Source organism: Streptomyces sp. NPDC000348 (assembly GCF_042898795.1).
Lineage (GTDB): Bacteria > Actinomycetota > Actinomycetes > Streptomycetales > Streptomycetaceae > Streptomyces.
Genome location: NZ_JBIAZD010000003.1, coordinates 407,000 through 428,107, shown reverse-complemented (window position 1 = coordinate 428,107; position 21,108 = coordinate 407,000). Strand labels below are relative to the sequence as shown.

General features: G+C 74.1%; 20 protein-coding genes and 1 pseudogene. 3 read left to right on the top strand and 18 right to left on the bottom strand.

Annotation, left to right across the window (positions count from 1 at the left end):
• The first annotated feature begins 175 nt into the window (after positions 1-175).
• Positions 176-1,039 (top strand): diacylglycerol kinase, encoded by an 864-nt coding sequence (locus tag ACFY3N_RS08830; RefSeq protein WP_390815896.1) that lies wholly within the window; start codon positions 176-178, stop codon positions 1,037-1,039.
• Between the two features lie 8 nt (positions 1,040-1,047).
• On the opposite strand, the gene ACFY3N_RS08825 is transcribed toward ACFY3N_RS08830, so the two are convergent.
• Positions 1,048-1,629, bottom strand: coding sequence for a Uma2 family endonuclease (locus ACFY3N_RS08825; protein ID WP_390815895.1), 582 nt, complete (start codon positions 1,627-1,629; stop codon positions 1,048-1,050).
• 61 nt (positions 1,630-1,690) lie between these two features.
• Entirely contained in the window at positions 1,691-2,188 is a 498-nt protein-coding gene (locus tag ACFY3N_RS08820) for a GbsR/MarR family transcriptional regulator (RefSeq protein ID WP_390815894.1), read from the bottom strand.
• 103 nt (positions 2,189-2,291) lie between these two features.
• Here ACFY3N_RS08820 and ACFY3N_RS08815 point away from each other — a divergent pair, with 103 nt between their 5' ends.
• Entirely contained in the window at positions 2,292-3,203 is a 912-nt protein-coding gene (locus tag ACFY3N_RS08815; protein WP_390815893.1) for an ATP-binding cassette domain-containing protein, read from the top strand.
• Entirely contained in the window at positions 3,200-4,804 is a 1,605-nt protein-coding gene (locus ACFY3N_RS08810; protein WP_390815892.1) for an ABC transporter permease, read from the top strand. The genes ACFY3N_RS08815 and ACFY3N_RS08810 overlap by 4 nt, the downstream gene beginning before the upstream one ends.
• A gap of 188 nt (positions 4,805-4,992) precedes the next feature.
• On the opposite strand, the gene ACFY3N_RS08805 is transcribed toward ACFY3N_RS08810, so the two are convergent.
• From ACFY3N_RS08805 to ACFY3N_RS08730, 16 genes and pseudogenes are all read right to left on the bottom strand, one after another.
• Positions 4,993-6,216: a cytochrome P450 gene (locus ACFY3N_RS08805; protein ID WP_390815891.1), complete on the bottom strand. Its 1,224-nt coding sequence runs from the start codon at positions 6,214-6,216 to the stop codon at positions 4,993-4,995.
• Positions 6,217-6,257: 41 nt separating this feature from the next.
• Positions 6,258-6,923 carry a response regulator gene (locus tag ACFY3N_RS08800; RefSeq protein WP_390815890.1) on the bottom strand — a complete coding sequence of 222 codons (666 nt, stop codon included), beginning with the start codon at positions 6,921-6,923 and terminating at the stop codon, positions 6,258-6,260.
• On the bottom strand, positions 6,920-8,278 hold the full coding sequence (locus tag ACFY3N_RS08795; protein ID WP_390815889.1) for a sensor histidine kinase: 1,359 nt from the start codon (positions 8,276-8,278) through the stop codon (positions 6,920-6,922). The genes ACFY3N_RS08800 and ACFY3N_RS08795 overlap by 4 nt, the downstream gene beginning before the upstream one ends.
• Before the next feature lie 100 nt (positions 8,279-8,378).
• Complete coding sequence (locus ACFY3N_RS08790; RefSeq protein WP_390815888.1) at positions 8,379-9,041, bottom strand: response regulator; 663 nt, start codon at positions 9,039-9,041, stop codon at positions 8,379-8,381.
• On the bottom strand, positions 9,038-10,357 hold the full coding sequence (locus ACFY3N_RS08785; RefSeq protein WP_390815887.1) for a sensor histidine kinase: 1,320 nt from the start codon (positions 10,355-10,357) through the stop codon (positions 9,038-9,040). Before ACFY3N_RS08785 ends, ACFY3N_RS08790 begins: the two co-directional genes overlap by 4 nt.
• Positions 10,350-11,534: an acyltransferase gene (locus ACFY3N_RS08780; protein WP_390815886.1), complete on the bottom strand. Its 1,185-nt coding sequence runs from the start codon at positions 11,532-11,534 to the stop codon at positions 10,350-10,352. Before ACFY3N_RS08780 ends, ACFY3N_RS08785 begins: the two co-directional genes overlap by 8 nt.
• Entirely contained in the window at positions 11,531-12,427 is an 897-nt protein-coding gene (locus ACFY3N_RS08775) for an alpha/beta hydrolase (RefSeq protein ID WP_390815885.1), read from the bottom strand. Before ACFY3N_RS08775 ends, ACFY3N_RS08780 begins: the two co-directional genes overlap by 4 nt.
• A 427-nt stretch (positions 12,428-12,854) precedes the next feature.
• Entirely contained in the window at positions 12,855-13,724 is an 870-nt protein-coding gene (locus tag ACFY3N_RS08770) for an alpha/beta hydrolase (protein WP_390815884.1), read from the bottom strand.
• Positions 13,725-13,908: 184 nt separating this feature from the next.
• A complete protein-coding gene (gene kynU, locus ACFY3N_RS08765) occupies positions 13,909-15,117 on the bottom strand; it encodes a kynureninase (protein ID WP_390815883.1) in 1,209 nt (402 codons plus the stop codon).
• Positions 15,110-15,943 (bottom strand): tryptophan 2,3-dioxygenase family protein, encoded by an 834-nt coding sequence (locus ACFY3N_RS08760; protein ID WP_390815882.1) that lies wholly within the window; start codon positions 15,941-15,943, stop codon positions 15,110-15,112. Before ACFY3N_RS08760 ends, kynU begins: the two co-directional genes overlap by 8 nt.
• A gap of 149 nt (positions 15,944-16,092) precedes the next feature.
• Positions 16,093-16,506, bottom strand: coding sequence for a DUF3151 domain-containing protein (locus tag ACFY3N_RS08755; RefSeq protein WP_390815881.1), 414 nt, complete (start codon positions 16,504-16,506; stop codon positions 16,093-16,095).
• A gap of 17 nt (positions 16,507-16,523) precedes the next feature.
• Positions 16,524-18,005, bottom strand: coding sequence for an MFS transporter (locus tag ACFY3N_RS08750; protein ID WP_390815880.1), 1,482 nt, complete (start codon positions 18,003-18,005; stop codon positions 16,524-16,526).
• Positions 18,006-18,063: 58 nt separating this feature from the next.
• Positions 18,064-19,095 (bottom strand): class II fructose-bisphosphate aldolase, encoded by a 1,032-nt coding sequence (gene fbaA / locus ACFY3N_RS08745; protein ID WP_390815879.1) that lies wholly within the window; start codon positions 19,093-19,095, stop codon positions 18,064-18,066.
• Between the two features lie 168 nt (positions 19,096-19,263).
• Positions 19,264-19,812 (bottom strand): orotate phosphoribosyltransferase, encoded by a 549-nt coding sequence (pyrE, locus tag ACFY3N_RS08740; protein ID WP_390815878.1) that lies wholly within the window; start codon positions 19,810-19,812, stop codon positions 19,264-19,266.
• Positions 19,813-19,822: 10 nt separating this feature from the next.
• Complete coding sequence (locus ACFY3N_RS08735; protein ID WP_390815877.1) at positions 19,823-20,611, bottom strand: aldose 1-epimerase; 789 nt, start codon at positions 20,609-20,611, stop codon at positions 19,823-19,825.
• A 198-nt stretch (positions 20,612-20,809) separates the two neighbouring features.
• Positions 20,810-21,108 (bottom strand): annotated as a pseudogene (locus ACFY3N_RS08730) (carbon monoxide dehydrogenase); the annotation flags it as partial.

Sequence of the window (21,108 nt, the reverse complement as noted above, 5' to 3'; positions counted from 1 at the left end):
CCCTTCCGGGCGGGGCATGTCCAAGGTCAGGGGCGCACACGGAGGATCACCGCCGCGTGCACCGCGACCACCGTTGGCCGCCAACCGTCGGACCGGATGCCCCGGAATAGACGAAGCCCCTGGCGCAATAGCGCAAGGGGCTCTTGCACAAAGATGCTACCCGAGGAAGCGAGGCATGGCCGAGGTGGCGACTTCCAGGACCTTTTCCGCAGCGTCCGACCAGCTCCTGGTGGTCGTCGATCCGGTCGCCCGGCGGGCGGACGGCGAGTCCGTCCGGATCGCGAAGGACGTGATCGGCGCGGGTGCGGCGGGCGCCAAGGTGTGCCTGCCGGACGGTCCGGAGGAGTTCGCCCGGGTGCTGGCGCGGCGCGGGTCGCGGCGGCCGGTGGTGGTCGGCGACGACCGGGCCCTGGTGCGGACGGTGACGCTGCTGCACCGGCGGCGGGAGCTGGCCGACTGCGCGCTGTCCCTGGTGCCGGTGGGCGGTGCGGTCTCCCTCGCCCGGTCGCTGGGGGTGCCCACGGGGGCGGTGGCGGCGGCGCGGGCCGTGCTGGACGGGGCCGAGCGGCGCGTGGACCTGCTGGTGGACGACAGCGACGGGGTGGTGCTCGGCGCGCTGCGGATCCCGCCGGTCGGGGGCGTCACACGGGCGCGGGAGGGGGCCGAGGGGGCGGGGCGTCCCTGGCTGCGGACCTGCCGGTCCCTCATGCACACGCTGGCGCCCGCCCGGCCGTCCAGGGCCGTCGCGGCCCCCGGGGCGGGGCCGACGCGGCTGCGGGTGGAGGTCGACGGGGAGACGCTCGTCGACCTGGGGCAGCCGGTGGAGGGCGTCTCGGTCGTGCCCGGCGCCCCCGGGACGGCCCGGGTGGAGGTCCGTACGGCGTCGGAGGCGGCCCCGCTGGTCGCGGAGGCCCGCACGGTGACCGTGTCGGGCGCGCACTTCCGCTACCGGGCGGACGGAGCGGTGTCGGGGCCGGTGCGGACGCGGACGTGGGAGGTACGGGAGGAGGCTTGGGGGCTGACGGTGCCGGTGCGGTAGCGGCCGTCTCAGGGAGCCTTGAAGCCGGTCGTGTCCAGCACGCAGTCGAACGGCTGGGGGATCGACACCTTCTCGCCGAACGGCTTGGTCTCGCGGGACTCGTACCCCTTGGCCGAGGGCATCGAGAAGACCGTGGCCTGTTCCTCCTGCATGTCGAGGAGCAGGTAGACGGGGACGCCCGCCTTTCCGTACGTCAGGACCTTGTCGGTCAGGTCGTCGTCCCGCGTGGAGGAGGAGGTCAGTTCGGCGACGAAGGAGAGGGCTTCGCCGTCCAAGTGGTTGCTGGCACTTCGACTGACGCTCCGATGCGCGACGTGGATATCGGGACCGTACGCGCGCTGCACGCCTGGGAAGACGTACAGGAAAGGACCGTAACTGATCCGGTGCTCCTCAGGGAGATACGGCCGAAGCTGCTCACACACCAGCTCCATGACGTCGAGGTAGAAGGCCTTCGACCACGGCGACACAACGATCTTCCCCCTGATGATCTCGGCCTGGAAGCCGTCGCGCAGGTGCAGCTCGTCGAGAAGCTCCAACAGCTCCTCGAAGTTGTCGGGCCCGGTGCCGCTTATCATCGGTCGCTCTGCCATGACTGTCATGATGCGCCCTCCCCTTGAGACGGACCAGCCACCACTCAGCGTAGCGGACCGACTACCCTTCCCCGAACCGCTCCCGCCGATGCGCCCGCCAGCGTTCCATCATCGCCTCGACCTCCTTCTCCACGAACTCGAAGAAGGCCAGCGTCTCCGCCAGCCGGCGGCCCGCCGGGGTGTCCGCGCCCAGGCCGGTGACGCCCTCGCGGAGGGCGTCCTCCCAGCGCTTGAGGACGGCCTCGCGGTTGGTCAGGGCCTCGTACCACTGATCGCCGTGGACCCGGTACCGCTCACGCCGCGAGCCGGGCTCGCGCTCGCGGGAGACCATGTGGACCTGGGACAGGTAGCGCACCGCGCCGGAGACCGCGGCCGGTGAGACCTTGAGCTGTTCGCCCAGCTCGGCGGAGGTCATGACCCCGGCGTCGGAGGCGAGCAGGGCACCGAAGACGCGGGCGGGCATACGCTGCATGCCCGCCTCCACCAGCTGCGCCGCGAAGTGCTCCACGAACCGCGAGACCGCCTCCGGGTCCCGGGCCGCCCCGCTCGGTTCCGCCATGATCCGCTCATCTCCCCTGCTCGGACGCCGGGGATCAGTCTAGTCATTATTCATACGCTTCCTTAACTTCATAAATTTCTGAAAGAAGCGTACGTTCCGAAGCATGACGAAGGCCATCACCGTGTCCGGGCTGCACAAGTCGTTCGGCCGGACCCACGCACTGGACGGGCTCGACCTGAGCGTCGAGACCGGCGAGGTCCACGGCTTCCTCGGCCCCAACGGCTCCGGGAAGTCCACCACCCTCCGCGTCCTGCTCGGCCTGCTGCGCGCCGACGCCGGTGCCGCCCGGGTGCTCGGCCGGGATCCGTGGACGGACGCCGTGGAGGCGCACCGTCGCATCGCCTACGTACCCGGGGACGTGACGCTGTGGCGCAACCTGTCCGGCGGCGAGGTCATCGACCTGTACGGGAGGCTGCGCGGGGGCCTGGACCCGCGGCGCCGCGCCGAACTGGTCGAGCGGTTCGAGCTGGACCCGACGAAGAAGGGCCGCACGTACTCCAAGGGCAACCGGCAGAAGGTCGCCCTGGTCGCCGCGTTCGCCTCCGACGTCGACCTGCTGATCCTCGACGAGCCGACGTCCGGCCTGGACCCGCTGATGGAGGAGGTCTTCCAGCGCTGTGTGGCCGAGGAGCGGGAGCGCGGGCGCACCGTGCTGCTGTCCTCGCACATCCTCAGCGAGGTGGAGGAGCTGTGCGACAGGGTCAGCATCATCCGCAAGGGGCGGACGGTGGAGAGCGGTTCGCTCGCCGAGCTGCGGCACCTGACCCGGACGAGCGTGAGCGCCGAACTCGCCGGGCCGCCGAACGGGCTCGCCGGACTGCCCGGCGTGCACGACCTCGACGTGCGGGGACACCGGGTGCGGCTCCAGGTGGACACCGACAGGCTGGACGCGGTGCTGCGCTCGCTGAGCGAGTCGGGCGTGCGGTCGCTGACGTCCACCCCGCCGACGCTGGAGGAGCTGTTCCTGCGGCACTACCAGGACGAGGCCGCCGGGAGCGGGGCGAGTGCCCGATGAACGCCACCGCCTTCGCCGTACGGCCCGCGGGCTCCCGCCGACTCGCCGGCACCGGCGTCCTGGTGCGCTTCGCGCTGCGCCGGGACCGGGTGATGATCCCGGTCTGGGTCGCGGTGAACGCCCTCATGGTGCTCTCCCTGCCGAACACGCTGGAGGGCCTGTACGGCACTCCGGCCGAACGCGCCGACCTGGTCCGTCAGATGGCGGCCAACTCCTCCCTGCGGGCCATGGTCGGCCCCGTCCTCGGCGACTCCCTCGGCGCGCTGACCGCCTGGCGGGCCGGGGTGTACGCGGGCGCGCTGGCCGCCGTGGCCGGTCTGCTGGTCGTCGTACGGCACACCAGGGACGAGGAGGAGAGCGGGCGTCAGGAGCTGGTGGCGTCCGGGGCGGTGGGCCGCAGGGCCCCGCTGACGGCGGCCCTGCTCGCGGCGGCCGTCGCGAACGGGGTGCTGGCGCTGCTGGTGACGGCCGGACTGGCCGGGCAGGGCGCGGCGGGCGCGCTCGCGTTCGGACTCGGGATCGCGGGCGTGGGCATGGTCTTCGCGACCACGGCGGCGATCGTGGCCCAGCTGACGGAGAGCGCGCGGCTCGCGCGGGGGCTGACGGCGGCCGTGCTCGGGGCGGCGTTCGTACTGCGCGCGGCCGGCGACTCGGCGACCGACGACGGCTCGTCCCCGCTGACCTGGGCGTCACCGCTGGGCTGGCTGACGAACCTGCGGGCCTTCGCCGGTGAGCGGTGGTGGGTGCTGGGACTGTTCGCGGGAGCGGTGCTGGTCCAGGGGGCGGTGGCGTACGCGCTCGCCGGCCGCCGGGACCTCGGCATGAGCTTCCTGCCGAGCCGGCCGGGACCGGCCGCGGGGCGGCTCGGGAGTGCGGGAGCGCTGGCCTGGCGGTTGCAGCGGGGCGGTGTGCTCGGCTGGAGCGCCGGGTTCCTGCTCGCGGGGCTGGTGTACGGCCGGATGGCCGAGGGGGCGGCCGATCTGGTCGGCGACAACGAGAGCGCCCGGGAGATCTTCCGGCGGATGGGCGGGCAGACCGCGCTGACGGACGCGTTCCTCGCGACGATGGCCGGGATCCTCGGGCTGGTGGCAGCCCTGTACGTCGTGGCGTCGGTGCTGCGGCTGCACGGCGAGGAGACCTCGGGACGGGCCGAACCGGTCCTCGCGGGGGCGGTCGGGCGGCTGCGGTGGGCGGCCGGGCATCTGCTGGTGGCGTTCGGCGGGGCGGTGCTGCTGATGCTGCTCGCGGGGGCCGGTCTCGCCCTCGGCCACGGCGGGCGGGCGGGCCCGCTCCTGGGCGCGTGCCTGGTGCAGGTTCCGGCGGTGTGGGTGATCGGCGGGGTCGCGGTCCTGCTGTACGGGCTGGCGCCCGGGGCGGCGCCGGCGGCGTGGGGCGTGGCCGGTGCGGTACTGCTGATCGGCTGGGTCGGCCCGGCGCTGGACGTGCCGCGGGCGGTGCTGGACCTGTCGCCCTTCGGTCACCTGCCGAAGCTGCCGGGCGGGGGGATGGAGTGGCCCCCGGTGCTGATCCTCACGGCTCTCGCGGCGGCCCTGGTGGCGGCGGGGCTGGCCGGTCTGCGGCGCCGGGACATGACGGCCTGACGGGGGCCTCCGTCCGTGTACGACTCGGGTCCCCCGGAGTCGGTGTCCTCCGGCCCGGGCTCCCCGGAGCCGCGTCCTCCGGCCCGGGCCGCGGAGTCGCATCCTCCGGCCCGGGCTCCCCGGAGTCGCGTCTTCCGGCCCGGGCTCCCCGGAGCCGCGTCTTCCGGCCCGCCCGGGCCGCGCGGGAGTCAGCCCACTTCCACGGTCAGCCCTTCCAGTCCCCTGATCACGAAGTTCGGCTTCCGCTCCGGTTCCGCGGCCAGGCGCAGCGTCGGCGCCTTCTCCAGCAGCGCCGTCATCGACGCCGCCAGCTCGATCCGGGCCAGCGGTGCGCCGATGCAGTAGTGGATGCCGGCGCTGAAGGAGATGTGCGGGTTGTCGGCGCGGGTCAGGTCCAGGCGGGACGGGTCGGCGAAGACCGCCGGGTCGTGGTTGGCGGAGCCGAAGAGCATCGCGATCTCCGCGCCCCTCGGGATCACCCGGCCGTCGATCTCGATCTCGTCGAGGACCCAGCGTTCGAAGAGCTGGAGCGGGGTGTCGTAGCGCATCAGCTCCTCCACGGCGGAGGGGACGAGCGAGTGGTCCGCGCGCAGGGCGGCGAGCTGGTCCGGGTTGCGGAACAGGGCCCACCAGCCGTTGACCGTGGAGTTCACGGTGGCTTCGTGGCCGGCGTTCAGCAGCAGGACGCAGGTGGAGATCATCTCCTGCTCGGTGAGCCGGTCGTCGTCCTCGTCGTGGGCGGCGATCAGGCCCGAGATCAGGTCGTCGCCGGGGTTCCCACGGCGCTCGGCGATCAGCTCGCGCAGGTAGTCCGAGAACTCGACCGACGCCCGGACGGCCCGCGCCGCCGTCTCCTCCGGCGGGTTCAGCTCGTACATCCCGCAGATCTCCGCCGACCAGGGGCGCAGCGGCGCCCGGTCCGCCTCCGGGATGCCCAGCATCTCGGCGATCACCGCGACCGGCAGCGGCTCGGCGACGTCCTTGAGCAGGTCCCCGCCGCCCGCCTCGACCAGCGCGGACACCAGGTCGTCCGCGAGATCACGGACGTACGGCTTGAGGCGCTCCACCGTGCGCGGGGTGAACGCCTTCGACACCAGGCGGCGGATGCGGGTGTGGTCCGGCGGTTCGAGGTCGAGCATGCCGTGGTCGTTGAGGGTGTGGAACGGCTCGTGCTCCGGCGGGGGCGGCGTGCGGCCGAACTCCTCGTGGCCGAAGCGGTGCCGGTACGTGCGGCCCAGGCGCCGGTCGCGCAGCAGCGCCGAGACGTCCGCGTGGTGCGCGACCAGCCACTGGTCCGTCGGCTCGAAGTAGTGCACCCGGCCCCGCTCCCGCAGCTCGGCGTAGGCGGGGTACGGGTCGGCGACGAACGCGGGGTCCCACGGGTCGAAGGCGAGGTCGTCAAGGGCTGCCATGGACGGACGGTAGCCCGGAAACCGGCCCCTGACCAGGGGGGTCAGCCGGGCGTCACCAGCCGTGCCTCGTACGCGAACACCGCCGCCTGGGTGCGGTCCCGCAGGCCCAGCTTCACCAGGATCCGGCTGACGTGGGTCTTGATCGTCGACTCGGCGACCACCAGCCGTCCGGCGATCTCCGCGTTCGACAGGCCCTGCGCGATCAGCACCAGCACCTCCGTCTCCCGCTCGGTCAGGTCGCCGTACGCCGCCTGCGCGGACGGCATCGGGCGCGGGCCCTCGGACAGCTTGGAGAACTCGGTGATCAGGCGCCTGGTGACCGACGGGGCGAGCAGCGCCTCCCCGGCCGCGACGATCCGCACCCCGTCGGCGAGCTGGCGGGCCGAGGCGTCCTTCAGCAGGAAGCCGGAGGCGCCCGCGCGCAGTGCCTGGTAGACGTACTCGTCGAGGTCGAAGGTGGTCAGCACCAGCACCTTCGCCGCACCGTCGGCGGCGACGATCTCCCGGGTCGCGTCGATGCCGTTCAGCTCGGGCATGCGGATGTCCATCAGGACGACGTCGGGGGCGAGTTCGCGGACCCGCTCCACCGCCTCCCGGCCGTTGACGGCCTCGCCGACGACCTCGATGCCGGGCATCGCGTTGAGCAGGACGGAGAAGCCCTCGCGCACCATCATCTGGTCGTCCGCGATCAGCACGCGGATCGTCATGCGTCACCTTCGTTCACCGTGGCGACGGGCAGGAACACCGTCACCTCGTAGCCTCCGTCGTCGGCCGGTCCGGCCGTCATCCCGCCGTCCAGCATGGCGACCCGCTCGCGCATGCCGGTGAGGCCGTGACCCGCGCCGGGCGAGGGCTTGACGAGGCCCGGCTCGGGCGGCGGGCCGTTGACGACGCGCACGCCGAGTCCGCCGAGGACGTACCCGATCTCGACGCGGGCGCTCGCGCCGGGCGCGTGCCGCAGGCTGTTGCTCAGCGCCTCCTGCACGATCCGGTACGCCGACAGCTCCACCCCCTGCGGCAGCTCCCGCACCGCGCCGGTCACCACCTTCTCCACCTCGAGACCGGCGCCCCGCACGTTGACGAGCAGGGCGTCCAGGTCGGCGAGGGTGGGCTGCGGGGCGTCCGGGGCCTCGTAGTCCTCGGCGCGGACCACGCCGAGGATGCGGCGCAGCTCGGTGAGGGCGGCCACCGCGTTCTCCCGGATGGTGGCGAAGGCGCGCTCCAGCTCCGGCGGCGGGTTCTCCACCCGGTAGGGCGCGGCCTCGGCCTGGATGGCGACCACCGACATGTGGTGGGCCACCACGTCGTGCAGCTCGCGGGCGATGGTGGTGCGCTCCTCCAGCAGGGTGCGCCGGGAGCGTTCGTGCGCGGTGACCGTCTGCTGGGCGGTCACCTCCCGCTCGGCGGTGCGGCGGACGTGCCAGAGGGAGACCACCAGCAGGGCGAACGCGGACGTCACCATCATGGGCCCGCTGTTGGTGTAGTAGTACGACCCGCCGAAGGCGACGTCCGAGAGGAAGGCGTACACGGCGGTCAGGACCCACATCCAGGCGGCGGTGCGGGGCCGGGTGCGCAGCGCCACGACGACCAGCACCGCCAGGTGGCAGACGAACGCGCCGGGCATCCACGGCCAGTCGTCGTCGCCGCTCTTGATCAGCGCGACCACCGGGGTCACCGCGAGGGACAGCCAGAACGCGCCGACCGGCCGGACCAGCGTGGCGAGCACCGGGAGCGCGCACAGCAGGCCGATCAGCAGGGCCGCCACGTCCCCGCCGGGCAGGCCGCTCGACAGCGCGCCGGCCATCAGGGCGATCAGCGCGACCGCCCCCACCACCGCGTGCGGGAGGTGGGCCGCGGCCGACCGCAGCCGGGCGGGCAGCCGGCGGACGAACGGGCCGTCCGTGCGCCGGGGCGGCAGCGGGCGGTAGGCGAAGGGGTCGTGGAACAGGTCCTGGCGCAGTCCCCGCAGGGAGTTCCGGGCCACCTGGTACTCGGGGCTGCGGGTCCCGGCCCCGCCCCCGCGCGGGGCGGCCGGGGGCTGCTGGTGCGTCGTCTCGGTCACGCCCACACGGTAGGCCGACCGGGTGAGGGCGGTCGTCCCCGCCGAGAGGGGTTTCCGGGCGTCCGTCTCAGGTACTACGCGGGCCACGGCGGGGTGTCCCTCAGTACCCCGAGGGGCGGACCAGTCCCGACTCGTACGCGAACACCGCCGCCTGGGTGCGGTCCCGCAGACCCAGTTTCACCAGGATGCGGCCGACGTGCGTCTTCACCGTCTGCTCGGCCACCACCAGCCGTCCCGCTATCTCCGCGTTGGACAGGCCCTGCGCGATCAGCGCGAGCACCTCCGTCTCCCGTTCGGTCAGCTCCCCGACGCGCCGCCGGAGCGGGGTGCGGGGGCGGGCGTCCAGCCGGGAGAACTCGGCGATCAGCCGGCGGGTGATGCCGGGCGCGAGCAGGGCGTCCCCGGCCGCCACCACCCGTACCGCCTCGGCGAGCTGGTCGGCGGAGGCGTCCTTCAGCAGGAAGCCGGAGGCCCCGGCCCGCAGTGCCTCGTACACGTACTCGTCGAGGTCGAAGGTGGTCAGCACCAGCACCTTGACGTCCGGGGTGGCGGTGGTGACGAGGGCGGTGGCCTCGATGCCGCCGAGTTCGGGCATGCGGATGTCCATCAGGACGACGTCCGGGGCGAGTTCGGCGACCTGCGCGACCGCGTCCACCCCGTTCACCGCCTGACCGACGACCTCGATGTCGGGCTGCGTGTTGAGCAGCACGGTGAAGCCCTGCCGGACCATCTGCTGGTCGTCGGCGACGAGTACGCGGATCATGCGGTGCCGTCCTGGGGAGGGGGTTCGGTGGCGGGCGGGGCGGAGACCGGGAGGTAGGCGTCGACCTTGTAGCCCTTCCCGGTCCAAGGGCCGGCCGTCAGTCTGCCGCCCAGCATGACGGCCCGTTCCCGCATACCGAGCAGCCCGTGTCCGGCGCCGGCGGACGGCGGTGCCTCCCGGGTCGGGCCGGTGTTGACGACCGTCACCCGCAGCCCCCGCGGATCGTAGGCCAGGGTGACGTGGGCGGTCGCGCCGGGCGCGTGCCGCAGCACGTTGCTCAGCGCCTCCTGCACGATCCGGTACGCCGACAGCTCCACGCCGGGCGGCAGCGGGCGGCGCTCCCCGCTGGTCCCGGTGGTCACGGTCAGTCCGGCGGCGCGGGTGTTCTCCACCAGCGATTCGAGACGGTCGAGGGTGGGCTGCGGGGCGTCCGAGCGCTCGCCGGGGGCGGGGTGTTCGGACCGGAGCACGTCGAGGACGCGGCGCAGCTCGGTCAGCGCCTCGACGGCGTTCTGGCGGATGCCGGCGAGATTCTCCCGCAGCTCGTCGGACGGGTCCTGGACCAGGTGCGGGGCCACCTGCGCCTGGATGGAGATGACCGACATGTGGTGGGCGACCACGTCGTGCAGCTCGCGGGCGATCCGGCTGCGTTCCTCCAGGAGGGTGCGGCGGGCGCGTTCCTCGGCGGTGAGGGTGGTCTGCCGGCCGAGTTCGGCGCGGGCCTCGCGGCGGCCGCGCAGGGCGACGCCGAGGACGACGGCGACGATGAACAGGGGAACGGCGGTCTGGCCGGTGGGCTGGTAGTTCCGCCCGCCCATCAGCCCCTGGAGGACGTAGGTGATCAGGGAGGTCAGGGCCAGGACCTCGACCGAGACGCGGGTGCGTACCCGCAGGGCGAGCAGCAGCAGGACGAACAGGTGGGCGATCAGCCCGGCCGCGGTCCAGGGCCAGGTGAACGCGTACTCGCCGGGTTCCATCCGGGCACGCACCACCAACGCCCCGAACACCGTGGCCCCGAGGGACAGCCACCACGCCGGCACCGGCTGCCGCAGCGCGAGCACCATCGCGGTGCTCTGCCCGAGCGCGATCAGCAGGGCGAGCCCGAGTTCCAGTCCTCCGTGGTCGTTCAGCTGGGCCAGGTCACCGAGGAAGACGCCGAACGCGGCCAGGCACACGATTCCGTGCGGTACCCAGCGCAGCCACACGGACGGGGGCAACGGGTCCGCACGGGCCGTCAACAGGTCGCCCCGCAGCACCCCCAGCCACCGCCGGACGAGCTCCACCCCCGTGTTCGCCACGCGGTTCAGCCTAGACATGCCGTACGTCCTTCGTCTTCGGCCGGTGGGTACGGACCACCCGGGACCGCCCGCGCCGCCCGCCGCCCGCCCGTTCCCAGGACCGGAACGCCGACCGGCAGACCGCGAGGGCGAGGACGAACACCGGCAGCCACACCAGCCGGGCGGCGACCCAGCCGGGGCCGTCGGGGACGGTGTGGAGGCCGGGGAGGCGGCCGGCCAGGAGGCCGGTGGCGGTGGCCGCCATCAGGGCGGACTGGTGCCAGAGGAAGATCGTCATCGCGGAGAGGTTGACCAGCGCCACCGCCGCCCACGCGACGGGACGCCGCATCGCCGTGCGCAGCCGGTCCCGCAGCAGCAGCGCGAGCCCGCACTGGGCGAGGCCGAAGGTGACGGCGGCCAGCGTCGGCGGGTTGAGGTTGGACACCTCGGCGCCCGGGACGCCGACCATCGACGCCGGGTAGCCGGCCCAGGCGACGAGCGCGGCCGTGGCGGCCGTACCGGAGACCAGGAGGATCCAGCCCGACCTGCGGCGTTCCAGCTCGCCGCGGGTCCAGGCCGCGCCCAGGGCGTACGGCACCAGCCAGCCGGCCGCCAGGTTCAGCCAGCCGAGCCGGTCGGGGGCGCCGAGGCCGAAGCGGAGCAGGTCGACGTGGAGGACGACGGCGAGCGGCCACAGCGGGTGGAGCCGGGTGAGCAGCGGGGTCGCGGCGGTGAGGGCGGCGAAGACCAGCAGGAACCACAGCGGCGACAGGGCCAGCTTCACCAGCGTGCGGACGGTCGCGTACTCGGCGCCGGAGAGCAGCAGTACGGCGGTGACGGCCGTCCACAGGACGAGGACGGCGGCGACCGGCTTGAACAGCCGACCCAGCCGGGCCCGCAGCCAGCGGTGGTACGGGACGCCGCGGGCGCGGGACGAGGCGTACCCACGGGTCGCCACATGACCGCCGACCAGGAAGAACACGGCGAGGGTCTGGAACGCCCAGGACACCGGTGCCAGCCACGGCATGTGCTGGAGCGGGCTGGCCGTGCGCAGGGTGCGGCCGTCCGCGACGAGGGCGGTGACCAGCCAGTGGCCGAGGACGACCCCGAGGACGGCGCCGGCGCGCAGGGCGTCCACGGCACGGTCGCGGTGGTCCGGGGTGGCCGCGTCGACGCGGCCGGCGGCGCCGCGCACCGCGGCTGCGAGGCGGCTCACGAGGTCACCGCCGGGGTCTCGCCGAGGACGATCCGGGCGAGGTTGGCCAGGGAGGCGGAGCCCGGGGTGAAGTAGTCGCTGTGGCCGCCGTCGCCGGCCGCGAAGACCCGGGCGCCGAAGGCCGGGGAGACGGGGTCGGTGCCGAAGCCGACGGTGGTGCCGAGGAGGTCGGCGCCGATGTGCGGGACGTGCCCGATCCAGTCGTCGGCGCCCCGGGCGGCCCAGATCCGGGCCCGGGTGCGCAGGGCGGCGGCGTTGTCGGCGCCGGTGCCGGGGCTGCCGACGAGGACGATGTCGTCGACGTCGAGTCCGCCGGCGGCCTCGGCGCAGACGACGGAGCCGTAGGAGTGGCAGAGCAGGGAGACGCGGGCGCGCGGTCCGGCGACGGCCCGCACGTCGCCCACCGCCTCCCGCAGTCCGGGTGCGGCCTCCTCCGCCCGGCCGGTGGTGGCGACGGTGGCGCTGACGGTGCCGGGGGTCTCGTAGCCGAGCCAGGCCACGACCGCGGCCCGCGCACCGAGCCGCTCGTGCAGCGCGAGGGCGGCGGCGCGGAACCGGCCGTAGGTGTCGATGCCGGTGTCGGAGCCGGGGACGAGAACGGCGACCCGGTCGGCGTGCGCGAGGTCCCCGAGCACCTCGGTGACCCGACCCGGCCCGCGCCCGTCGAAGTCCAGCAACTGCCGCCCGGCCAGCGCGCGATCGGCGTCGGCCCGCCGCCGGTCCCCGTACGCGTCGGCCATCCGGGCCGCTTCCCGGGCGTTGGCCCGGTTGGCGGCGTAGACCGTGTCGAGGGTCGCCGCGGAGGGCGCCGCGAGCACGGCGGGCCCCGGCGCGGGCACCCGTGGCCGGGCCGCCCCGGCGAGCGGCACGGCGACGGCGCAGGCGACAACCACCGCGAGAGCCCCACGCCACCACCGCCCACCCCCCTTCCCCCCGCCACGAGCACCCGCACCACCGCTCCCGCGGACAGTCGCACCACCGCTCCCGCGGGCACCCGCACCACCGCTCCCGCGGGCAGTCGTGCCGCTGGGGCGATGGGGGTCCCCCCGCTCGAGCGGAGCCGAGAGTGGGGGAGGGTGGGCGCGACCGCCCCCCGCAAGCGCCGGGCTGCGCAACCTCCCCCCGGCCCACCCCGCCCCGGGGCACCCCTCGCACTCGCGCACCATGGTGGCCGTACCTCCCCCTCCGCCCGCCCATCGGGCGTGCTGTGAAGGGAAGTTACGGAGACGCGCGTGTAACCCGCGTCCCGCCGGGGGACTCACCCGCGGGGTAGCTCTCAGGTACTACGGGTACGACCGGGCAGCCCCGCAAGGGCCGCATTCACCAGGCGAGTTGAGCGATCTCCTCCGCCACCACCGCACACGCGTCCGTCCCCGGATCGATCAGCGGGAAGTGCCCGACGTCCTCCAGCAACGTCACCCCCACCACCTCCCCCGCCTTCGCCGCAGCCTCCGCGTACGACTCGGTGACCGCCTGCGGCACCACGACGTCGGTACGCCCCTGCACCAGGGTGGTGGCGATCCCGGTGGGCAGCAGCGACCCGGGGTCGGCATGCGGCCGTCGCTCGGCGAAGTGTCCGTTCCCGCCGAGCAGTTGCCGCACCGCGCCCCCGCACACGTCCAGCTTGTCGGCGACCTCGAAGTCCGCGATCGGCGCGAGGGCGACGACACCGCGCAGCGGTGCGGGCCCGTCCGTGCGCCAGCGAGAGCCCGCCGGCAGGACGTGCCGCGCGGCGGCCCACAACGCCAGGTGCCCGCCGGCCGAGTGACCGGTGAGCACGACGCGCCGCGGGTCCGCCCGCGGCACGTGCTCCCGCACCAGCCCCGGCAGCGCGTCCATCGCGGCGGCGACGTCGTCGAAGGTGTCGGGCCACCGCCCCGCGACCGCGTCACCGCCGCCCTGCTCCCCCGCCCCGCGCCGGTACTCGACACTGGCCACGACGAAGCCCCGCCCGGCCAGGAACGCCGCGAACGGACCGATGTGGCGCCGGTCGTACGGCGTGCGCCAGGCACCGCCGTGCAGGACCACGACGACGGGCGCGGGCCCGCCCTCCCCGCGCGGCACGTAGAAGTCGATCAGCTGGTCCGGGTCGTCGCCGTAGGTCACCGTGGCGTCGGGGTCCACGGGCGGGTGGGAGAAGGCCGACTCCTCCTCGGCGGCGGACCGGGCGGCTGCGACGTCGTCCGTCATGCCTCAACCTCTCAGCGATACGAAGTACGTGACGGACCATGCGGGAACGCGGCCGTTCGGCCGGGACGGTATCAGCACGCCCACGTGCGCCCACATGGGGATGTCACGCTCGGTCAGCGGGCCCGGGGGCGGTCCCGTACGACACCGCCCCCGGCCCCGCCCACGCCGGTGCCCGCACCGGCGCCTACGCCTCCGCCAGCACCTCCGCCAGCACCCGCGCCGCCCGCTCCACGTCCGCGAAGCCGACGTACAGCGGGGTGAAGCCGAAGCGGAGCACGTCCGGGTGGCGGAAGTCGCCGACCACGCCCCGCTCGATCAGCCGCCTCATCACGTCACCGGCGTCCGGGCAGCGCAGGGCGACCTGGCTGCCCCGCTCCCGGTGCGCACGCGGGGTCACGCACTCGACCCGGCCGTCGGGCACGTACGTCCCGACGCACTCCAGGAAGAAGTCCGTCAGCGCGAGGGACTTGGCCCGCACGGCGTCGACCGTCACGCCGTCCCAGACCTCGAGCGCCGCCTCCAGGGCGAGCATGGAGAGGATGTCCGGGGTACCGACCCGCCCGCGCACCGCGCCCGCCGCCGGCTCGTACTCCGGGCGCATGCCGAAGGGCTCCGCGTGGGAGTTCCAGCCGGGCAGCGGGGAGTCGAAGCGGTCCTGCAGGTCCGCGCGCACGTACAGGAACGCCGGCGCACCGGGTCCGCCGTTCAGGTACTTGTAGGTGCAGCCCACCGCCAGGTCCACGCCGTGCTCGTCCAGGCCCACCGGCAGCGCGCCCGCGCTGTGGCACAGGTCCCACACGGCGTACGCCCCCGCCGCGTGCACGGCGGCCGTCAGCGACGGCAGGTCGTGCAGCCGGCCGGTGCGGTAGTCGACGTGGTTGAGCAGCACGGCGGCCGTACGGTCGCCGAGCGCGGCCGGGACCTCGGACGGGGTCACCGGACGCAGCGTGCAGCCGGTCGTCCGGGCCGCCGACCCGGCGATGTAGCCGTCCGTGGGGAAGGTGGTCGCGTCGACCACGATCTCGTCCCGCCCGGGATCCCCGCCGTCCGCCGACCGCGCCAGCCGTACCGCGCCCACCAGCGCCTTGAACACGTTGACACTGGTGGAGTCGCCGACCACGACCTGCCCGGCCGCCGCGCCGACCAGCGGCGCGATCCGGTCGCCGATCCGCTCCGGCGCCGTCCACCAGCCGCCCTCGGTCCAGGACCGGATCCGCAGCTCGCCCCACTGGCGGCGCACCACGTCCTCGATCCGGCCGGGGACCGCGACGGGCAGCGCGCCCAGCGAGTTGCCGTCCAGGTAGACCACGTCGTCGAGCACGAACTCGGCGCGCTTGGGCGCCAGTTCGTCGGAGGCGTCCAGCTTCTCCGCCTTCACCGCGAGTTCAGACATGGGACCTCGCCGTCCACAGCTCGGGGAACACGCTCTTCTGCGCCCGCTTCTCCAGCCAGGCCACCCCGGCGGAACCTCCCGTGCCGGCCTTGGCGCCCATCGCGCGGCGGGTGGCGACCAGATGGTCGTTGCGCCAGCGCCACACCAGCTCGGCGACATCGGTCAGCGCCTCGCCGAGGCGGGCCGCCTCGTCCCGCCCGTCGCCCGCGTAGACGGCCGTCCAGACCGCCTCCACCCCGGCCGAGGGCTCGTACTTCCGCGACACGTCGCGCCGCAGGACCTCCTGGGGGACCGCGTGCCCGCGCCGGGCGAGCAGCCGCAGCACCTCGTCGTACAGGCTCGGCTCGTGCAGCGCCTTCTCCAGCTCGGCGTGCACCCGCGGCGCGCCCCGGTGCGGGACCAGCATCGACGCGGACTTGTCGCCGAGCAGGAACTCCAGGCGCCGGTACATCGCCGACTGGAACCCCGAGCCCTCGCCGAGCGCGCCGCGGTAGGAGTTGAACTGCGCCGGGGTGAGCCCGCTCAGCGGCTTCCAGGAGGCGTTCAGCGCCTCCAGCTCGCGTACGGACCGCTTCAGCGCGTCGACCGCGGTCGGGACGTCGTCCTCGCGCAGCGCCTTCGCCGCGGTCTCCCACTCGTGGACGATGACGGTGAACCACAGCTCCATGACCTGGGTGGTGACCAGGAAGACCATCTCTCCGGGATCGTCGGAAAGCAGGTGCTGCAGGTGGGTGAGGACGTCCGCCTTGACGTAGTCCTCGTAGGGGGTCGTCCCCCCGAAGTCGAGATGCGGGGTCTCGGGCTGCTCGTGAGCCTCGTGGGACATCGCTGTCTCCTGTACCTGTACTCCGGGTAGCGGTCCGCCCCTGCCGTTACCGGCACGGGGGCCCCGGTCCCCACGGTGCATCCTGCGCAATCGTCCCCCACCACCGCAAGGCCCGCCTGCTCACAGGCGGGCCCCGGGGACGTCACGGGTCAGCCCAGGACCTGGGCCGCCGTCGGCGAGGAGTCCTTCAGGAACTGCGCGCAGCGCTCGTACTCCTCCTGCTCGCCGATCGCCTGCGCGGCGCGGGCGAGGGCGTGCAGGGCGCGCAGGAAGCCGCGGTTGGGCTCGTGCTCCCACGGCACGGGGCCGTGTCCCTTCCAGCCGTTGCGGCGCAGCGCGTCAAGTCCGCGGTGGTAGCCCGTACGGGCGTACGCGTACGACTCCACGACGCCGCCCCGCTCGAAGGCCTCGTCGGCCAGCCGGGCCCAGGCCAGGGAGGAGGTGGGGTACTTCGCCGCGACGTCGGCGGGCGTGGTGCCCGACGCGAGCAGCTCGCGCGGGCCCGGGTCGTCGGGGAGGTGGGTCGGGGGCGGGCCCCCGAGGAGGTTCTCGTGAATGGACATGGGTCCAGTCTCGTACATCAGCGCGCCCCGCCGCCGCGCTCCTCCCCCGGTTCCGTCTCCGCCTCCAGCGGGGGCACCGCCACGCTCCCGTGCGTGTGGCACTCGGGGTGCCGGCAGTCCGGGGCCGGGCGGCGTACGGTCGCGAAGGCGAGGGCGGAGCCCACCACCAGGACGCCCGCGCACAGGACCATCGCCCGCCGGAACGCGTCGTCGAGGGCGTCCGGCAGGCGGTAGGCCTCCGGGCCCATCCCGGCGAGCAGCGGCAGCGCGGCCACCGCCATCAGGCCGGCCGCGCGGGCGGCGGCGTTGTTGATGCCGCTGGCCAGGCCCGCCCGCGCGGTGTCCACGGAGGCGAGGACCGTCGCGGTGAGCGGTGCGACCAGGGTGACCATGCCGAGGCCGAGCACCAGCAGCGCGGGCAGCACCTCGGTGGCGTACGAGGCGTCCGGGCCGACCCGCAGCATCAGCAGCATCCCGGCCGCGCACAGCAGCGGTCCGACGGTGAGCGGGATGCGCGGGCCGATCCGGTCGCCCAGCTCACCCGAGCGGGCGGAGAGCAGCAGCATCAGGGCGGTCGTCGGCAGCAGGGCCGTACCGGCGGCCAGCGCGGACCAGCCGACGACGACCTGGAGCTGGAGCACGGCGAGGAAGAAGAAGCCGCCGAAGGCCGCGTACACGCACAGCGTGACCGCGTTGACGGCCGAGAACTGGCGGGAGGCGAAGATGTCGAGCGGCATCATCGGGTGCGGGCGGCGCTTCTCGACGAGGACGAACGCGACCGCGGCGGCCGCGCCGGCGACGGCGGAGAACGCGACCGCCGGGGAGCCCCCGCCGGCCTCGATCAGCGCGTACGTCACCAGTGCGAGGGCGACCGCGCCGAGCGCCGCGCCGAGGACGTCGAACCGGCCCTCGGCCTTCCCGCCCACCGACTCCGGCACGTGGCGCACCGCGACGGGGACGCAGAGCAGGGCGAGGGGCACGTTGAGCAGGAACACCCAGCGCCAGCCGGGCCCGTCCACCAGCCAGCCGCCGAGGAACGGGCCGACGGCCGCGCCGATGCCGCCGAAGCCGGACCACAGGCCGACCGCGCGGCCCCGGTCGTCGGGGTGGAAGGAGGCCTGGATGAGGGCGAGCGAGCCGGGGGTGAGCAGCGCCCCGCCGACGCCCTGGAGCGCGCGGGCGGCGACGAGGACGCCGGCGTTCGGGGCGAGGCCGCACAGCAGGGAGGCCGCGGCGAACCACAGCACCCCGACGACGAACACCTTGCGCCGCCCGAACCGGTCGCCCAGCGCCCCGCCGAGCAGGATCAGCCCGGCCAGCGTGACCAGGTAGGCGTTGACGGTCCACTGCAGGACGGCGAGGTCGGCGTCGAGGTCGCGGCCGATGCGCGGGAGGGCCACGTTGACCACGGTCGAGTCCAGCAGGACCATGGCGGAGCCGAGGACCGTGGTGAGCAGGATCCACTTGCCCTGCGCGGAGGACAGCCGGACGTCGGGCATGCGGCGAGCATACGGAAGAGCCCGGCACCGCGGCGGGTGCCGGGCTCGACGCGTCGTGCTACTTGAGGCGGGTGCCGGTGGAGCGCAGGTTCTGGCAGGCCTCCACCACACGGGCCGCCATGGACGCCTCGGCCAGCTTGCCCCAGGTGCGCGGGTCGTAGGTCTTCTTGTCGCCGACCTCGCCGTCGACCTTGAGGACGCCGTCGTAGTTCTTGAGCATGTGGCCGACGACCGGACGCGTGAACGCGTACTGGGTGTCGGTGTCGATGTTCATCTTCACGACGCCGTTCTCCAGCGCGGTGAGGATCTCCTCCGGGGTGGAGCCGGAGCCGCCGTGGAAGACGAAGTCGAACGGCTGGGAGCCGGCCGGCTTGCCGTACTTGGCGGCGACGCCCTCGTTGAGCTCCTTCAGCAGCTCGGGACGGAGGACGACGTTGCCCGGCTTGTACACGCCGTGCACGTTGCCGAAGGAGGCGGCCAGCAGGTAGCGGCCCTTCTCGCCCAGGCCGAGGGCCTCGGCGGTGCGGACGGCGTCGTCGACCGTGGTGTAGAGGGAGTCGTTGATCTCGTGCGAGACACCGTCCTCCTCGCCGCCGGTCGGGGTGATCTCGACCTCGAGGACGATCTTCGCGGCGCGGGCGCGCTCGAGGAGTTCCTGGGCGATGGAGAGGTTGTCGGCGAGGGTCTCCGCGGAGCCGTCCCACATGTGGGACTGGAACAGCGGGTTGCGGCCGGCCTTGACGCGCTCCTCGGACAGCGCGAGCAGCGGACGGACGTACCCGTCGAGCTTGTCCTTCGGGCAGTGGTCGGTGTGCAGGGCGATGTTGACGTCGTACTTCTCGGCGACGATGTGCGCGAACTCGGCGAGCGCGACCGCGCCGGTCACCATCTCCTTCTTGTGCTGGCCGCCCAGGAACTCGGCGCCGCCCGTCGAGATCTGGACGATGCCGTCGCTCTCCGCCTCGGCGAAGCCGCGCAGTGCCGCGTGCAGGGTCTGGGACGAGGTGACGTTGATGGCCGGGTAGGCGAACTTCTCCGCCTTCGCCCGGTCCAGCATCTCGTTGTAGACCTCGGGGGTTGCGATGGGCATCTGTCCGCTCCTTATGCGTGCGGTTCGGCGTACTGCGTACTGTCGGCCCTGACCTGGAACCTTGGCTGCGACGTCATTGTCGGGCCCATCTTCCCAGACTTGTCCGGCTGGTCGACGGTGCAGGTCAAGTCGTTACGTCGGGTGATGTCCGGGCCCTGGGGTCCCGTCTCAGTCGAGGCCGAGCTCGTCCTTGGAGTAGGCGAACAGGTACGGCACCCCGGCGCCCTCCCGGATCTTCTCGGCGGCGCCGGTCGCCCGGTCGACGATCGTCGCGACGGCCACGACCTCCGCGCCGGCCTCGCGCACGGCCTCGACGGCGGTCAGCGGGGAGCCGCCGGTGGTGGAGGTGTCCTCGACGACGAGCACGCGGCGGCCCCTGATGTCCGGGCCCTCGACGCGCCGCTGCAGCCCGTGCGCCTTGGCGGCCTTGCGCACCACGAAGGCGTCCAGCCTCCGGCCCCGCGCGGCGGCGGCGTGCAGCATGCTCGCCGCGACCGGGTCGGCGCCCATGGTCAGCCCGCCCACCGCGTCGAACTCCAGCCCCTCGGTCAGGTCCAGCAGCACCTGCCCGACCAGCGGGGCGGCCTCGCCGTCGAGGGTGATGCGGCGCAGGTCGACGTAGTAGTCGGCCTCCAGACCGGAGGAGAGGGTCACCTTGCCGTGCACCACGGCCTTGTCCTTGATCTGCTGCAGCAGCGCGCCGCGTGTGTCCGTCATGCCAGCCAGCTTAAGGGCGGGCCCAGGTCCAGGTCGTCGAGGCCTCCAGCGGCTCCAGCGGGGTGACCAGGCGCGGGTGGGTGTTCAGCCCGTCGGGCGGCCCGGTCTGCGGCTCGACGCAGACGGCCTCGCGCTGCTCGTCGTACACCACGACCCACTCCTCGCGGCTGGTCACCTTCAGCTCCAGCTGCCCGGGCCAGGTGAGGGTGACGTCGACGCCGCCGGGCATCCCGAAGCAGTCGTCCCACGGCCCGGGCTCCGGGTCGATCCGCCGCCCGGTCGGCAGGTGGTCCTCCCCCCGCTCCTCCTGCCAGGCGGGCGCGAAGCCGATCGCCACGTCCTCGCCGCCGAGGGTGCGGTTGAACCACGGGTGCCAGCCGATCTGCGCCGGGAAGGACGACTCGTACGTCTCCACGCTCATCGCCAGCGTCAGGGAGTCCCCGGTCAGCGCGATCCGCTGGGTGACCCGCCCGGGGTACGGCCACGGCTCGGCGAGGTCGTACGTGAGCACGGCCTCGTCGGCGCTCTTGCGGGCGGTGCGCCAGGCGGCGTCGCGGGCGGTGCCGTGGATGGCGTTCGGCGGGGCGTTGAGCGGCATCTGCCGCACGGTCGCGCCGTCCCGGAACCGTCCGTCACGGATCCGTCCGCACCAGGGCACCATGGGGAAGCACCCGAACCGCTCCCCCTGCCGCAGCAGCTCGACGCCCCCGACCCGCAGCCCTCCGATCCGCCCGCCGTTCTCCGGCAGCACGGTCACCTCCGCGTCACCCGCGGTCAGCGTGATGTCTCCGTTACTCACGCGACGACCCTACTGGGGCGATCAAGAGGGCGCCGCCGCACCGGCTCCCCGCCCACCACGGACAGCCGTGCCCCCTCAGCCGCGGACGGTCGTGCTCCGCCGACCGCGGGCAGTCGTGCCGCCGGGGCGGCACGGGTGGGCGCGACGGCACCCCGCAGGCGCCGGGCCGCGCAACACCCCCCGCCCAGCGGCAGCGGTTCAGCGGCGCTTGCGGAGCGCCCTGATCGCGACGACCGCCGAGGCGACCGCCAGGGCCGCCGCCGGTGCGGCCCAGCGCAGGGGTGCGGCGGAGGCGACGGTCTGCGGGGCGGGGACGGGGGCGTAGCGGCCGCGCGGCGGGGCGTGGTCCACCTCCTCGGCGCTGCGGCCGATCATCGTCCGCCGGGCGTGCGCCGCCTCGGCGACGGAGTCGTCGCCCTCCTCGGAGGAGGACGGCGGGACCTCCGCGCCGAAGACAGGCGCGTCACCCGCGTCCCCGGCTTTCACGCCCTCGTCCG